This window comes from Microbacterium sp. AC215 (assembly GCF_979258645.1).
The window spans coordinates 1,746,309-1,761,309 of sequence record NZ_OZ409869.1; the positions used below are offsets into that span (position 1 = coordinate 1,746,309).

Consider the following 15,001-nt stretch of genomic DNA (forward strand, 5'->3'; position numbering starts at 1 on the left):
CCGTGACGGATCACGTGCTGCGGTTCAGGACCGAACGATTCAAGGCGTTCGTCGACGCGGTCGTCGCCATCGCGATGACGCTGCTGATCCTGCCGCTGATGGAGTCCGTGTCCGAGGCCGCCGCCGGAGGTCTGGGCACCGCCGAGTTCTTGCAGGAGCATGCAGGACAGCTGCTGAGCTTCGGGCTGAGTTTCGTCCTCATCGCCAATTTCTGGATGGGGCACCACCGACAGTACGACGAGGTCACGCGGATCACGAGACCGCTTCTCTGGCTCAACGTGGCCTGGATGGCGACGATCGTCTGGCTGCCGGTGCCTACGGCGATGCTCGGTCAGATGGACACCGACCCACTGCAGGTGGTCCTCTACATCGGCACGCTCATCGCCACGCAGATCACCACGCTCGGCGCGCGCATCTATCTGCTGCGGCACCCTGACCTGACGAAGACGCCGCCCTCCCGCATCCGTCACGGTGCCGCCGCCGACATCGCCTCGATCCTGCTCTCGGCGGTGGCGATGCTGCTGGCGATCACCCTCGGAGGGGTGGGGTACCTCGCCCTGCTGCTGCTCTGGCTCACCGGACCTCTGTCATCGCTCCTGGATCGGCTCTGGACGCGGATCGTTCCTCATCGCGCCGACCAGCCGCCGTCCATCGCATAGCTCGCCCCGGTGACCATCGACGCCTCGTCGCTCGCCAGCCAGGCGACCAGCGATGCCACCTCGTCGGGCTCGATCAGGCGCTTGATCGCGCTTTCGGTCAGCATGATCTTCGCCAGCACCTCGGCTTCAGGGATGCCGTGCACACGCGCCTGGTCGGACAGCTGCTTCTCGACCAGCGCCGTGCGCACGTAGCCGGGGTTGACGCAGTTGCTGGTGACGCCGTGCTCCCCTCCTTCGAGCGCGGTGGCCTTCGACAGTCCCTCCAGCCCGTGCTTGGCCGCGACGTAGGCGGACTTGTAGGGCGATGCGCGCAGTCCGTGCACCGATGAGACGTTCACGATCCGGCCGAACCCGTTCGCGTACATCTCCGGCAGAGCCGCGCGGATCAGCAGGAACGGAACCTCCAACATGAGGGTCACGATCCGTCGGAAGTCCTCGGGATCGAAATCCTGGATCGGGCTGATGTGCTGGATCCCGGCGTTGTTCACCAGGATGTCGACACCGGCCAGCACGTCGGCCAGCCGGTCGTCGGTGACGGCGGCCGGCTCCAGCAGATCGACCACCCAGCTCGAGCCTCCGACCTCGGCCGCGGCGGCCTCGCACTGCGCGCGATCCTTGTCTGCGACCACGACGTGAGCGCCACGCGCGGCCAATGCTCGCACGACCGCCAGGCCGATCCCGCTGGCGCCTCCCGTCACCAGGGCTCGGCGGCCGCTCAGCGACAGACCGGCCGCACCCGGCCGCTCGATGCTTCGCTCGGTCATGCCGCGCTCACCCGGGGAGTGTTCAGCCCGTGCTTGCGTGCATCCGCGTCATCGATGTCGTGCAGGGACACCCCGCGGGTCTCCTTGAGGGTGACCACCGCGACCGCGGTGACCGCGCAAGCTGCCGCGACGTAGATCGCCACCGGCAGCCACGAGCCGAAGTCCTGCAGCAGGGCCGTGGCGATGATCGGCGCGAGCGAGCCCGCGACGATCGAGGTGACCTGGTACCCCAGCGAGACGCCGGAATAGCGCATGCGGGTCGGGAACATCTCGGCCATGATCGCCGGCTGCCCCGCATACATGAGCGCGTGGAAGCACAGACCGATCGTGACCGCCGCGATGATCACGAACGGGTTCTGGGTGTCGAACATCGGGAAGGCGAAGAACGCCCAGCTGGCTCCGAGCACCGCGCCGGCGAGGTAGACGGGCTTGCGTCCCCAGGCGTCCGAGAGCCGGCCGACCTGCGGGATCACGACGAAGTGGATGGCATGCGCGACCAGAAGCGCCAGCAGCAGCTGACTCGTGTCGTAGGCGTGCACCGTCTTCAGGTACACGATCGTGAACGAGACGATGATGTAGTACAGGATGTTCTCCGCGAAGCGCAGGCCCATGGCTCCGAAGATGCCCCGCGGGTACTTGCGCACGACCTCGAGCACTCCGTAGCTCACGGCCTTGTCGGCCTCGACCTGTGCGCGGGCCTCGAGGAAGATGGGCGCCTCGCTGACGTGCCGGCGGATGTAATAGCCGATGACGACGACGATCGCCGAGACCCAGAACGCCACGCGCCATCCCCAGCTCAGGAACTGGTCGGCGGGAAGCGCCCAGGACATGCCGAGCAGCACCAGGGTCGCCAGCAGGTTGCCCACCGGGACGGCGGCCTGGGGCCAGCTCGACCAGAACGCGCGAGACCTGTCGGGGCTCTGCTCGGCGACCAGCAGCACGGCACCGCCCCATTCACCGCCGACGGCGAACCCCTGGATGAATCGCAGGAGCACGAGCAGCGCCGGCGCCCAGTAGCCGATCGAATCGAAGCCGGGCAGGCACCCCATCAGGAAGGTCGCGACGCCGACGAGGATGATGGTGATCTGCAGGGTGTGCTTGCGGCCGAGCTTGTCGCCGATCTGGCCGAACACGATGCCGCCGAGCGGTCGGGCGATGAATCCGACCGCGTAGGTCAGGAATGCGGCGATGATGCCGTCGAGCTCGGTGCCGGCGTTGGGGAAGAAGAAGGTGCCGAACACGAGCGATGCGGCGGTGGCGTAGAGGAAGAACTCGTACCACTCCACCACCGTGCCCACCATCGAGGCGGCCACGATCTTCTTCAGCCCGGATGTTCGGGTCTCGACCTGCGAGTCGACCGGTTGCTCGACGCCCATGAATGCACTCCTTCGTGTTCTGCAGCGTCCTCGTCGACGGCTGCCTGGCGGGCCGGTATCCCGTCTGCGGGCGGCCTCCGCCAGTATGTGCATGCCCGGCTCTGTGCGCCAATGACCAGTCGAGCAGAGACGGAGTGCACAATTGCAGATGTGACATCTTCCCCGAGTACCTCCGAGCCGCACGCCGACGATCTCCTCATCCTTCTCGCGGTGTCGCGCACCGGTCGCTTCACTACTGCCGGCCAGAGCCTGGGGCTGAATCACACGACAGTCTCGCGACGCATCGCCGCATTGGAGAGAGTCCTCGGCGGGCGGGTCCTCGCCCGCAGCTCGGGAGGGTGGGAGTTGACAGACCTCGGGCGTCGGGCGGTGCGCGCCGCCGAGGACGTGGAGACGGCGGTGGCGACGATCCATGAAGGAGAAGCCGAGTCCGATCAGATAGCCGGGGTCGTGCGGATCTCGGCCACCGACGGGTTCAGTGCGTTCATCATCGCGCCCGCGGTCGCGCAGCTGCGGCGAAAGTATCCGAGACTCAGCGTCGAGATCGTCAACGTCACCCGGCGGGCTCTGCAGTACCGTTCCGGGCTGGACTTGGAAGTGGTGGTCGGAGAACCGCAGGTGCACCGCGCCGAGGCCATCCGACTCGGCTTCTACACCTTGGGCATGTACGCGTCGCACGGGTACCTGGACGAGCACGGGACGCCCGCCGATTCCCATGAGCTGAGCAGGCATCCGCTGGTCTACTTCGTCGATTCGATGCTCCAGGTCGACGATCTGGATGCTCCTCGACGACTCGTGCCGGGGATGCCGGATTCGCTCAGCTCGACCAACGTCTTCGTCCATGTCGAGGCCACACGCGCCGGCGCGGGGATCGGCTTCCTTCCGTGCTTCCTGGCCGACGGCCACGCCGATCTGGTGCGGCTCCTCCCCGACGACTTCGCCGAGCGCCTGCCCTACTGGATGGTGCTGCGTCCGGACTCGCTGCGCCAGCCCGCGGTCGCCGCGGTGGCTGCCGCCATCCGCGACCGCACGGCGGCCGTCCAGGATGCACTGCTCGGCATCGCCCCGGCCGCCGAACGCTGACAGCACCCGTCGACGGCCCGGCTAGGCTAGTGCGCGGCATCCAACCGTCATTTCTGAGGAGCACACGCATGGGCGCACACGACGCCGTCATCGAGATCCCGCGCGGCAGCCGCGTGAAGTACGAGGTCGACCACGAGACCGGACGAGTGCACCTCGACCGCGTGCTCTACACGACCTTCGGGTACCCCGCCGACTACGGCTACTTCGACAACACCCTCGGCGAGGACGGCGACCCGCTCGACGTTCTCGTGCTCCTCGACCACGCCATCTACCCCGGCGTCGTCGTCGAGGTGCGCCCGGTCGCCGTGCTCAAGATGAGCGACGAGGCCGGCGGAGACGACAAGCTCGTCGCCGTGCTGTCGAAGGACCCCCGTTGGGCCCACATCCAGGACATTGGCGACGTCGCCGAGTACACCAAGAAGGAGATCGAGCACTTCTTCGAGCACTACAAGGACCTCGAGCCCAACAAGTGGGTCAAGGTCGACGCATGGGGCGACGCCGCAGAGGCGCAGCGCATCCTCGACGAGGCGATCGTCCGCTTCGGCGAGCAGGGTCACTGACCCCAGGCTCCGACGAGAAGACCCCCGGTTCCGCTCAGCGGCCGGGGGTCTTCTCGTCGTGGTCGTTCTCAGACCGAGACGCCGCGATCTGCGAGGAACGTGATCGGGTTGGTGTACGCGCCGTTGATGTACACCTCGAAGTGCAGGTGGCAGCCGACGGATGCTCCGGTGTTGCCCGCATAGGCGATGACCTGACCGGAGTTGACCCATGACCCGCTGCGGACGGCGAAGCCGCCGTCCCTGATGTGGGCATAGCCGGAGGAGACTCCCCCACCGTGCTGGATGCGGATGTAGTTGCCGTAGTTGCCGCGCGGACCGGCGTAGTCGACGGTGCCAGACTGCGCCGCATAGATCGCCGCGCCGCACCCGTTCGCGAGGTCGACGCCGTAGTGGTAGCCGGAGCAGGCTGCGCAGGGCTTGGGCCGGGGGCCGAATCCGGCGCTCCGGTGTCCTCCGTGCGGTCGAACCCAGCCGCCGGAACCCGGCGAGCCGCCGACGCCTCCGCCGCCACCTCCTCCGCCGCCGTTGCCTGCGGCGGCTGCCGCGGCCTCGGCCGCTTCGCGACGCTTGCGCTCCTCCTCCGCGACGCGCACGCCCTCCTTGTACCCGGCCACGGTCGTCGCCGTGGCGTCTTTCAGGGCTGAGAGCTGTGCCTGCATCGTCGCGAGGTTCGCCGACTGCTCGTCGAGCGCAGCCTGAGCGGCGTCCGCAGCGGCCTGAGCCTCGATCATCTTCTGCTCGGCGATCTGCTGCAGGCGATCGCGCTCCGTGCGGGCGACGACAGCCTGATCGGTGAGCTGCTGGGCCGAGTTGCGGGCAGCGACCGCGTTGTCGTGCACCGTCTGGTTGTACTGATAGACCTTGTCCATCGTGCCGAGACGCGAGAGCAGCTGGTCGGCGTTGTCGGCCGAGCCGGCGAAGAACAGCTCGAGGGCGGTGTCGTCGCCGCCGTTGCGATACAGCTGCGCCGCGAGCTGGGCCGCCTTCTTCGTGGCGTCATCGGCGGCGACGGCCTGCTCATCGGCCTTCGACTGGAGCTCCTCCGCGACGGCGATGGCGTCGAAGTAGGCGAGCTGCGCGGCGTTGTACTCCTCGCCCGCGAGCACGGCCTTGGCCTGCGCATCCGCCACCCGCTGCTTGAGCGACTGGATGAGTCCCTCGATGCGCGTGACCTCCGCTGCCTTCGCGGACTCGTTGTTCATGGCGTTCTGCACGTCGTCCCAGCTGGGGTACGAGGCGGCGTACGCGGCGGTCACTCCTGAGGAGACGCCGAAGGCGCTGAGGGCGACGACGCTGAGCGCGCCGAATGTGAGAGCGCTGCGACGGGTGACCGAACGGTCCTTCCAGAACGCGCGGCTCTCCGCAGGGGTCGGCGCGCAGCCGCAGTCGTCGGACGCCGCCGCAGCAGCATCCGACGTGGAGTGATGGTCGTTCACACGGCCCCTTTCGCCGGTTTCACAGATGCCACACTAACAACTTCTTTCACATCCGCACCAGGGGGCGGACAGCGGGAGAGGGCACAGCGATGTGAGTCCATCGTCCTCCTGAACACGCCCGGGAGACAGCAGGCTCGCCCTCGATTCGCGTTTTGCTCAGATCTTCCCTTATGCTTGAGCGTCGGCAAGGAAGTCCTCCGGGACAGACTTCGGCCCCATCGTTTAGCGGCCTAGGACGCCGCCCTTTCACGGCGGTAGCACGGGTTCGAATCCCGTTGGGGTCACTCCTTCCGGTACAATTGAAAACAAGTATGGCCCTGTAGCGCAGTTGGTTAGCGTGCCGCCCTGTCACGGCGGAGGTCGCGGGTTCAAGTCCCGTCAGGGTCGCTCTAAGCGACGGGCCCTTTTCTTCGAGAAGGGCCTTTCGTCTAGATGCGACAGGTCTAGCCGGTCGCATGGCTCTGTAGCTCAGTTGGTAGAGCGCACGACTGAAAATCGTGAGGTCACGGGATCGACGCCCGTCGGAGCCACAGGGTGATCATTACAGTCACCTTAGGAACCCTCGCCTAGCTTCTACATGGCGGGGGTTTCCGCTTTTTCCGGTGAGAGTCGGTGTCTGCTCCGCTCCCCTGGGCTGCTGGTTCTGTGCTTGTCGTCACGCGCTCCAGCCACGAGACGACACGTCTCGGGACGACCGTCTCGATGCGTCGAGCAGGTGCACGGGCCGCAGGTCAAACACGCATCTGCTCGGCGGACAGCCGCGCCATACTTATGCGCCGTAATATACCGATATGGGACCTGAACTGCCCGTTGTGCCTGGGGCGCAGCGGAACCTCGGAGCTGAAGAGCTCTTTCGTCGACTCGCGACGTCGATCGCCGACGGCACCTACGCGCCTGGCGCGAAACTGAGCGACAAGGCGATCGCAGACGATCTGGGAGTCACCCGCACCCCCGTCCGAGAGGCCGTGCAGCGACTGGCGCGCGCCGGGCTGATGGAGGTCCACGCGAACCGCTACTCGATGGTCACCGACATCACCGACGAGCGGTCCCGCATCACCCGCGAGTTCGCCGCCTCTCAGGGCGGGGAGATCATCCGTGAGGCCGCGCTTGCGCTGTCCGAGGCGGATCTCGCCATCGCGTGCGAACTGATCGCCGACGCCATCCGGTCCGTCGAGACGGGCGAGGGATGGATCGAAGCCCATGTGGAGCTCTTCGAGTTCCTCACCGACCGCGCGCTCAACGATCTCTATCGACTCATGCTGAGCGACTTCTGGTATCTCGTGTTCCGCGACCTCTACCTCGGCGAGCCCCGGGTGGACACGAAGGAATCGCTCGAGGAGCTCGAGTCCGCGATGCGCGCCCGCAGCGCGAACGCCGGCGTGAAGGCCGTGCAGAGGATGCTCCGCCTGAAGTAGCGGCCACTCCCGAGGAAGTTGGTTCCGGTCCCCCGCGCCCGAACGGGGGGACCGGAGCAGTCGATGAGAAGGTCCGCAAGCGCACCCACCCCCATGTGGGCGCTCAAGACCGAGAGAACTCGAGGGCACCGTCTGGTTCGACCGACGGAGAGCGGCAGATGCTGCTCGTCGTGTTCTCAGCGTATGGCCGCACCCCGTCTTGACGCTGATCGGAGCTCATCCATTGACGCAGGGCCACTCCGACTGCTACGGCGGACTCCCGCGCGCCGACCGTGCCGGTGGCGACGACGTGCGTCCGGGCTGGATACGCTCGAACCATGCTCGAGACGCTCACCGGATTCGCCGTCGTGGGAGTCGCGATCGCACTCGGCTATGTGCTCGGTCGGATCGACCTGCTCGGACCGCACGCCCGGCACGTGCTCGGGCGTCTGATCTTCTTCGTGCTGTCGCCGTTCCTGCTCTTCACCGTGCTCGCCCACGCCGATGCGAAGATGCTCTTCTCCTCGCTGCTCCCCGTGTCGGCGATCGCGGCCGTCGCGATCATCGGGATCTACACACTCATCGCGCGGCTCTGGTGGAAGCGTCCGGTCGGAGAGACCCTGATCGGAGCGCTGTCGGCGGGGCAGGTCAACTCGAACAACATCGGCATCCCGTTGTCGCTCTACCTTCTCGGCAGCGCCGCGTACCCCGCACCGGTGGTGCTGATGCAGCTGCTGGTGTTCACCCCGATCTCGCTGACGATCCTCGACGCCGTCACGAGCGATCGCGTATCGCTGCGAAAGACGCTCGTGCGCACGGCGACGAATCCCATCATCATCGCGTCGCTCCTCGGCACGCTCATCTCGGTGCTGGGCCTCACAGTGCCGCCCATCATCATGGAGCCGGCTCAGCTGATCGCCGATGCCGCCGTGCCGGTTCTGCTGATCAGCTACGGCATCTCCCTGCACGGCCAGCGCGTGCTCGGCGCCCCCGGCCACCGGCGGGACATCATCCTCGCCACCTCGCTCAAGCTCATCGCGATGCCGCTGATCGCGTGGGTGGTGGCCGAGTTCGTCTTCGGGCTCTCGCCGGCCGAGGTGCTGATCGTCGTGATCCTCGCCGCGCTCCCCACCGCACAGAACGTCTTCAACTACTCGCAGCGCTACGACATCGGCGAGACGATCTCGCGCGACACCGTATTCCTGACCACTCTCGGCTGCCTGCCCGTGCTGATCCTCATCATGTTCCTGCTGGGCTGAGCACCGCGTCGATCCGGGACTCGCGCACGTCCGACAGCGTCAGCGGAAGATCGCGCATCACGACGACACTGTCGAACACCACTGAGCCGGCGGGAAGAGCGTCGAAGAACGACGAGCTCACGCTGTGCAGGTGTGCGTTCTCGACCCTCCACGCGTCGGTGGTGAGCGCGACCGATTCGACGCCGCGCCCTCCCCGCGCCGCCGACCAGCCGAGCCGACCGGCGCGATAGAAGTCCGAGGCCTCGTCGATCGAGGCGAAGAGAGAGCTCGACCATGCGCCTCCCACCTCGACATCCGCGCAGAGACTGTGCTCGCCGGCATCCATCGTGACCGCGTAGCGACCATCCCCCTCCTCGATCTCGAACCTCGCTCGGCGATGCACCCCCGGGAACAACCGTCCGCCGAAGATGACCGGATGCCACGCTGAGCTGTGCCGACCGACGATGAAGACGCCTCTCTGCACGCCATCCTCGGTGTCCCACTCGACGGCGACCCGGTGGGCGTTCTCGGAGCGCAGACCCCACCGGCCCCGCGCCCAGCTCGGTCGGATCGACTCCAGCCCCAGCACGCACACGCCGGCCACCGCAGACCCGTCGACGATCTGCGGGCGGAACCCCGTGGGCAGCAAGGAGGAGGCGACCTCCGGCTGGACCCGATAGGTGATCAGGAGTCGCCGACGGAGCTGAGCACGGACACCGCGGATGATCGTCATACTCCGAATGTAGCACTGGAGCTAAATTCCTCCAAGGCCTCGGGGACGAGGTGCACGTAGGTTGTATCCGTGGACAATCCGCTCATCTACATCGCCGCGATCGGCGCGATCATCGTGCTCGCGATCCTCCTGCCCCGCTGGGTCCGTCGCTCCACCGGCGCCGCCGGCGGCAGAGCAGGGCAGCGTCACGTGGCTGACCGCCTCACCGGGATACTCGAGGAACTGGGCACGACGCTCGTGCTGCAGACGTCTGAGGCCACGGCGAGGGAGATCGTCGACGGGGTCGTGCGTCAGCAGCCACGCAAGTTCACCCCGCTCGCGAGCGGAGGCTACGGTATCCGATTCGTCGAACCGGATGACGCGATCGTGCGGGTGGTCGACGATGAGAACGGGACCCGTCTGCAGGTGGAGAGGATCCGCGAGCATCTGGGCGTTCCCAACACTTCCGAGTTCTGGTCAGACCTGCGCTCCGCCGTCTCCGCCGCAGCACGCGCTGAGGGCGTCCAGGTCTCGCCCGGGCCGCCCTTGCGGCACCGGCGCGACGATGCGACCGAGTCGTGGATCGCGGAGTAGAGAAGCCCAGTGCGTACCGGAACATCGGGTGCATCTCACAGCCGTCGCAACTAGGCTGTGTTACTGCTGATCACGCACCGGCCAGCCCACAGTCGGCCTCGCGACGGCACCATTTCTCATCACAGCTCTCAGTCCCTGTGACCTGCGCCGGAAAGGCCGACCCATGAGTGAATCCCCCGACAACGACCGGACCCCCGACTTCTTCGACAAGCTGATCGAAGAGACGCCGCGCGAGCAGTCCGGCTTCACGGCCTCGTTCCGCGGCTACGACAAGGCGGAGGTCGACTCGGCCCTCAGCACTCTGCGCAATCAGCTGAAGCAGGCGAAGGCCGACCTCGCCGCCACCGAGGCACGTCACGAGGACGCAGTCGAGGCGCTTCGCGAAGAAGAGCGCATCGCCCGCGAAGAGCTCGAGGCGGAGCTCCTCGCCACCAAGGCGAAGGCTGCCGAGACCGAGCAGCAGGTCGCCACCCTCACCAACGAGCTCGTCGACACCCCGCGCGCGGATGGCCAGGAGGCACCGTCGCGGGAGCAGTTCGAGGCGATCCTCCGGGTGGCCGAGGAGCAGGCCAACGTCCTCATCCAGAACGCCGCCGTGCAGGCCGACCGTCTGATGGCGGCCGCGCGCGAAGAGGTCACCGCACAGCGGGCCGAGGCGGATGCCGACGTCACCCGCATCATCGCGCACGCTCAGCACGACGCCGACCAGGTGCGCCTGAAGATCGACACCGAGTACACCGCCCACCAGGCGACGCTCGAGCGCGAGGCCGCGCACGCCGCCGAGCGGGTGCATCAGGCGACGCAGGAGGCCACGGCCATCCGCACCGAGGCGGAGAAGGGCGCTGCGGCGCTCCGCTCGCTCGTCACCCGCGAGACCACCCAGCTGCGCGCCGAGGCCGAGCGCGAGGTGCGCGAGATGAACGCCCGCGTCCTCGAGTTCGAGGAGACGCTCACCCGTCGGCAGGACGACGCTCAGCAGGAGTTCCTGGTGCTGCACAACCAGGCCGTCGCCCACGCCGAGCGCATCACCACCGACGCCAACGAGCAGGTGGCCGCTTCGCTCGATCACGCGCAGCGCATCTCGGCGAAGGCTGACGACTACGAGCGCCTGATGCGGTCGCAGGCGCAGACCATCGAAGCGGATGCTCAGGTGCGCGCCCGCGACACCCTGGACCGTGCCCGCGTGAAGTCGCAGAAGATCGTCGACTCGGTGACGGGTCACACGTCCGCCGTGCTGCGGGACGCCGAGGACCACGCGCGCCAGCTGCGCTGGCAGCAGCAGCAGCTCGCCAGCTTCATGGCCGAGGTGCGCGAGCTGATCCGCCCGGAGGGCATCTTCAGCGACGAGGCATCATCCGTCGGCTCTGCAGCGGCCGCGTCGCAGGTCGATGACGACACCGACGCCGAGACCGTCGAGGTCGAGGAAGCCGAGCTGATCGACGACTCCGACGACGCGGTCGACGAGGTCACCGGCGACGAGGAGTTCCGCGGTGACGAGGCGCTGGAGGACGAGCTCCTCGACGAGAACGCCGAGACGATCGACGGCAAGATCACCATCGAGGTCGTCGAGTCCGATCAGAAGGCCTCCCGCTGAGCGACTTCTCCTGACTGACCGAGCGAGGGCGTGGGCGGATATCCGTCCACGCCCTCGCTCGGTTCACCCGTCCTGCTATCGCTCGGAGCCGTCAGCGTGCACGCTGTACCTATGACAGACAGCGTGATCGAGGTGCGGGATCTCCGCAAGGAGTACGGGGGTGCCGTCGCAGTCGACGGCATCAGCTTCGACATCCGCCGGGGAGAGACCTTCGCTCTTCTGGGCCCGAACGGCGCGGGCAAGTCGACGACCATCGAGATCCTCGAGGGCTATCGTCACCGCACGTCCGGCGACGTGCGCGTGCTCGGTGTCGACCCCCAGCGCGGCGGTCTGGCGTGGAAGGCACGACTGGGGATCGTCCTGCAGTCCACCGGAGAGGCCGGCAACTTCACCGTGCGGGAGCTGCTCACCGAGTTCGCCGGTTACTACCCCCACCCTCGTCCGGTCGACGAGGTGATCGCCGCCGTGGGACTCGAGCACAAGCAGCGATCCAGAGCGGGCAAGCTGTCCGGTGGTCAGCAGCGCCGTCTCGATGTCGCCCTCGGGATCATCGGACGCCCCGAACTCCTGTTCCTCGATGAGCCGACGACCGGCTTCGATCCCGAGGCCCGACAGCAGTTCTGGCAGCTCATCCGCACCCTGAAGTCCGAGGGCACCAGCATCCTGCTGACCACTCACTATCTCGATGAGGCCGCCCGGCTGGGCGATCGCGCGGCGGTGATCACAGACGGGCGCATCGTGGCGATCGGGAAGATCGACGAGATCGGCGGGCCCGAGGCGAGGACGCCGATGGTTCGCTGGAGGGATGCCGCCGGCGTGCGCCACGAGCAGCGCACGACCGCTCCCGGCGCGGTCGTCTCCGAGCTTCAGCGAGCGGGCGGCGAGCCGGACGGCCTCGAGGTCGTGCGTCCCACTCTCGAGGACATCTACCTCGGCCTCATCCGTGAGCACGGAGCCGCATCCGATTCCGATCCGACCGCAGAGGCCCTGCGGGCAGATGTGGCGGAGTCCGCATGAGCACCACGACTGCCACGCCGAACTTCGGGCTCGCCCGCACGGTTCGCCTCGGGGTACGCCGCATCCCGTTCGAACTGCGTCAGTACTTCCGCGCCAGCGACCAGGTCTTCTTCACCTTCCTGTTCCCCACCCTCATGTACCTCATCTTCGCGACGATCTTCACGGGCGACATCGGCGAAGGGCCCGACAAGATCAGCATGGCGACGTACTACCTTCCCGGTCTCGTCGCAGGAGGCATCTTCCTCTCCGGGATGCAGGGCCTGTCGATCGAGATCGCAGTGGAGAAGAGCGACGGAACCCTCAAGCGGCTGGGCAGCACGCCGATCTCACCGGCGACGTACTTCATCGGCAAGATCGGTGAGGTCTTCGTCACCGCGATCCTGCAGATCACTCTGCTGCTGGTCGTCGCGGTCGTCCTCTATCAGGTCGAACTGCCCTCGGATGCTGAGGCCTGGGGTCGCTTCGCCTGGGTCTTCGTGCTCGGCCTGCTCTCGTGCACGCTTCTCGGCATCGCACTGTCTGCCGTGCCGCGGTCGGGCAAGACGGCGTCCGCCGTGGTGATCCCGGTCGTGCTGCTGCTGCAGTTCATCTCCGGCGTCTACATCGCCTTCACCGCGCTGCCGGAATGGCTGCAGAACGTCGCTGCGGTCTTTCCCCTCAAGTGGATGGCTCAGGGTATGCGCGCGGCGATCCTGCCCGAGTCGTTCTCCTCGGCAGAGCCGAGCGGATCATGGGATCTCGGGCTCGTGGCGGTCGCCCTCGCCGCATGGCTCGTGGTCGGCTTCATCCTCAGCCGCGCGACGTTCCGCTGGATCCGGCGGAACTGACCGTCTGGCATGCGAACGGCCCCATCCCGAAGGATGGGGCCGTTCGATGTGCGGGTCGGCTGCGACGCCGCGAGAGTGTCTACGCCCGGACGAACTGGGCCGCTGCGGGGCAGTCGAACGGATCAGCACCGGCGGCGAGACCGACGCGGTTGAGGTACTCGATCACGATCGCGTACGACCGGCCGAGGCTGGTCTCGGTGTAGGGCACGTTGTTGGCGGCGCAGTAGTCGCGCACGACCTCGCGAGCCTTCGAGAGGTGCGGGCGGGGCATGTTCGGGAACAGGTGGTGCTCGACCTGGTAGTTGAGTCCGCCCATGAGCCAGGTGGCCCACCATCCGCCGCGGATGTTGCGAGAGGTGCGCACCTGCTTCGAGAAGAAGTCGAGACGGGCGTTGGGATCGATGATCGGCATGCCCTTGTGGTTCGGCGCGAAGGACGCGCCCATGTAGACGCCGAAGACGGCGAGCTGCACACCCATGAAGGCGAATGCCATGCCGAGCGGCAGCATCAGGAACACAGGCACGAGGACGATCGCGAACCGGAGGGCGATGAGGCCCAGCTCGATCCAGCGGCCCTTGGCCTTCTTGCTGGTCACCAGGTGCTTCACGCCCAGGTAGTGGAGGTTCAGGCCCTCGAGCGTCAGCAGCGGGAAGAACAGCCACCCCTGCTTGCGCGTGATCAGACGGACGATACCGCGGGACTGCGCGGCGTCGGTCTCGAGGAACGAGATCGTGTCGACCTCGATGTCGGGGTCCTTGCCGACCTGGTTCGGGTTGCCGTGGTGCTTGGTGTGCTTGGAGTCCCACCAGGAATAGCTGATTCCCACCACGCCGGCGGCGAGGATGCGGGCGAGGCGGAAGTTCGCCGGGCCCGTGGAGAGGATCTGACGATGCGCGGCCTCATGGGCGAGGAACGCCACCTGCGTGAGGATGATGCCGAGAGCCCCGGCCATCAGGAGCTGGAGCCAGCTGTCGCCGAGAAGGATGAAGCCGGTGATGACTCCGCCCAGAGCCACGGCGATGCCGACGGCCACGAAGATGTAGAACCATCCGGCGCGCTGGAGGAGGCCGGTTTCGCGGATGACCTGCGAGACCTGCTTGTAGGCGTGGGTCATCGGAGGAATGTCCGCATTGCCCGAATACGTCTGACGTACCGGTCCGAGAACTGCGTCGGTCTTTTCGACCTGTGAAATGGAGATGTTGCTCTCCCGTCGATCGGAGCCCTTGAGCTGATGTGAAGCCCAAGGCAGATCGCCGAACGCTTAACTCAGGCTAACCCTGCCCTCATGCGATTTGGGGAATACATCAGCATCCCTTGACGATTCACAGTTCCCCCGCATGGAACGGTCAGGCGCGTGCGCGACGCGGTCGGCTGCGGAGGGCGCGGCGAAAGGGAGAGGTGAGGCTGCGCGGGCGAGATCTCGGCGCATTCGCGCTCTCGAGGGCGTCACGGGCGGCATCCAGCGACTCGAACGAGCCGAGGTCGTCACCACGCTGGTCGCGGGCGACATGCGCGGTGCCGTCAAATTCGACGAACCCGGCGAACTCGCCGCCGCGGGTCGCGACGTGCACATCTGTGTCGGCCTGTTTCCAGGTCAACGGATCGGAAGGAGGAAAAGTGGTCGTGCTCATGGTGATACTCATTGCTGTGTGACGGGCACGCGTTGTCGCGACCCGCAAGATGTGAGATCGAAGGCGGATGCCGCGCGCATCGATGCGCTTGGTCCGTAATGGCCCTGATCAGTGGC

15 protein-coding genes and 3 tRNA genes are annotated in these 15,001 nt (G+C 66.9%); 12 read left to right on the forward strand and 6 right to left on the reverse strand.

Annotated elements, in window-relative coordinates; translation table 11 throughout:
• The first annotated feature begins 2 nt into the window (after positions 1–2).
• Positions 3–659: a TMEM175 family protein gene (locus tag ACZZZF_RS08620; RefSeq protein ID WP_463497959.1), complete on the forward strand. Its 657-nt coding sequence runs from the start codon at positions 3–5 to the stop codon at positions 657–659.
• On the opposite strand, the gene ACZZZF_RS08625 is transcribed toward ACZZZF_RS08620, so the two are convergent.
• Together ACZZZF_RS08625 and ACZZZF_RS08630 are read right to left on the reverse strand one after the other, a co-directional pair.
• Positions 626–1,423, reverse strand: coding sequence for a 3-hydroxybutyrate dehydrogenase (locus ACZZZF_RS08625; RefSeq protein ID WP_056276754.1), 798 nt, complete (start codon positions 1,421–1,423; stop codon positions 626–628). The genes ACZZZF_RS08620 and ACZZZF_RS08625 overlap by 34 nt on opposite strands.
• Positions 1,420–2,799, reverse strand: a complete 1,380-nt coding sequence (locus ACZZZF_RS08630; RefSeq protein ID WP_056276751.1) for an MFS transporter — start codon at positions 2,797–2,799, stop codon at positions 1,420–1,422. The genes ACZZZF_RS08625 and ACZZZF_RS08630 overlap by 4 nt, the downstream gene beginning before the upstream one ends.
• A gap of 111 nt (positions 2,800–2,910) precedes the next feature.
• Here ACZZZF_RS08630 and ACZZZF_RS08635 point away from each other — a divergent pair, with 111 nt between their 5' ends.
• The gene (locus ACZZZF_RS08635) at positions 2,911–3,882 is read left to right on the forward strand and encodes a LysR family transcriptional regulator (protein ID WP_463497961.1); all 972 of its coding nucleotides are present in this window, start codon (positions 2,911–2,913) and stop codon (positions 3,880–3,882) included.
• Between the two features lie 68 nt (positions 3,883–3,950).
• Positions 3,951–4,442: an inorganic diphosphatase gene (locus ACZZZF_RS08640; RefSeq protein ID WP_053098719.1), complete on the forward strand. Its 492-nt coding sequence runs from the start codon at positions 3,951–3,953 to the stop codon at positions 4,440–4,442.
• A gap of 68 nt (positions 4,443–4,510) precedes the next feature.
• Here the strand turns inward: ACZZZF_RS08640 and ACZZZF_RS08645 are convergent, their stop codons facing one another.
• Positions 4,511–5,878, reverse strand: coding sequence for a peptidoglycan DD-metalloendopeptidase family protein (locus ACZZZF_RS08645; RefSeq protein WP_053098718.1), 1,368 nt, complete (start codon positions 5,876–5,878; stop codon positions 4,511–4,513).
• Positions 5,879–6,089: 211 nt separating this feature from the next.
• Here ACZZZF_RS08645 and ACZZZF_RS08650 point away from each other — a divergent pair.
• The 5 genes from ACZZZF_RS08650 (at position 6,090) to ACZZZF_RS08670 (ending at position 8,531) form a co-directional block, all read left to right on the forward strand.
• Positions 6,090–6,162 (forward strand) — tRNA-Glu (locus tag ACZZZF_RS08650).
• 29 nt (positions 6,163–6,191) lie between these two features.
• Positions 6,192–6,265, forward strand: a tRNA-Asp gene (locus ACZZZF_RS08655).
• Positions 6,266–6,335: 70 nt separating this feature from the next.
• Positions 6,336–6,408: transfer RNA gene (locus tag ACZZZF_RS08660), tRNA-Phe, on the forward strand.
• A 261-nt stretch (positions 6,409–6,669) separates the two neighbouring features.
• Positions 6,670–7,293, forward strand: coding sequence for a GntR family transcriptional regulator (locus tag ACZZZF_RS08665; RefSeq protein WP_082297981.1), 624 nt, complete (start codon positions 6,670–6,672; stop codon positions 7,291–7,293).
• Positions 7,294–7,610: 317 nt separating this feature from the next.
• The gene (locus ACZZZF_RS08670) at positions 7,611–8,531 is read left to right on the forward strand and encodes an AEC family transporter (protein WP_285365312.1); all 921 of its coding nucleotides are present in this window, start codon (positions 7,611–7,613) and stop codon (positions 8,529–8,531) included.
• Here ACZZZF_RS08670 and ACZZZF_RS08675 read toward each other — a convergent pair.
• On the reverse strand, positions 8,512–9,243 hold the full coding sequence (locus ACZZZF_RS08675; RefSeq protein WP_463497963.1) for a DUF2071 domain-containing protein: 732 nt from the start codon (positions 9,241–9,243) through the stop codon (positions 8,512–8,514). The two genes, ACZZZF_RS08670 and ACZZZF_RS08675, sit on opposite strands and share 20 nt — an antisense overlap.
• A 69-nt stretch (positions 9,244–9,312) precedes the next feature.
• Between ACZZZF_RS08675 and ACZZZF_RS08680 the strand changes: the two genes are divergently transcribed.
• From ACZZZF_RS08680 to ACZZZF_RS08695, 4 genes are all read left to right on the forward strand, one after another.
• Positions 9,313–9,816, forward strand: a complete 504-nt coding sequence (locus ACZZZF_RS08680) for a hypothetical protein (RefSeq protein WP_056276735.1) — start codon at positions 9,313–9,315, stop codon at positions 9,814–9,816.
• Positions 9,817–9,979: 163 nt separating this feature from the next.
• The gene (locus ACZZZF_RS08685) at positions 9,980–11,410 is read left to right on the forward strand and encodes a coiled-coil domain-containing protein (RefSeq protein ID WP_056276732.1); all 1,431 of its coding nucleotides are present in this window, start codon (positions 9,980–9,982) and stop codon (positions 11,408–11,410) included.
• Positions 11,411–11,521: 111 nt separating this feature from the next.
• Complete coding sequence (locus ACZZZF_RS08690; protein WP_072590696.1) at positions 11,522–12,427, forward strand: ABC transporter ATP-binding protein; 906 nt, start codon at positions 11,522–11,524, stop codon at positions 12,425–12,427.
• Positions 12,424–13,254 carry an ABC transporter permease gene (locus tag ACZZZF_RS08695; protein WP_230100971.1) on the forward strand — a complete coding sequence of 277 codons (831 nt, stop codon included), beginning with the start codon at positions 12,424–12,426 and terminating at the stop codon, positions 13,252–13,254. Before ACZZZF_RS08690 ends, ACZZZF_RS08695 begins: the two co-directional genes overlap by 4 nt.
• 79 nt (positions 13,255–13,333) lie before the next feature.
• Here the strand turns inward: ACZZZF_RS08695 and ACZZZF_RS08700 are convergent, their stop codons facing one another.
• Together ACZZZF_RS08700 and ACZZZF_RS08705 are read right to left on the reverse strand one after the other, a co-directional pair.
• Entirely contained in the window at positions 13,334–14,452 is a 1,119-nt protein-coding gene (locus ACZZZF_RS08700) for a fatty acid desaturase family protein (protein WP_463499930.1), read from the reverse strand.
• A 148-nt stretch (positions 14,453–14,600) separates the two neighbouring features.
• Entirely contained in the window at positions 14,601–14,885 is a 285-nt protein-coding gene (locus tag ACZZZF_RS08705; RefSeq protein WP_150115151.1) for a hypothetical protein, read from the reverse strand.
• Between the last annotated feature and the right edge of the window lie 116 nt (positions 14,886–15,001).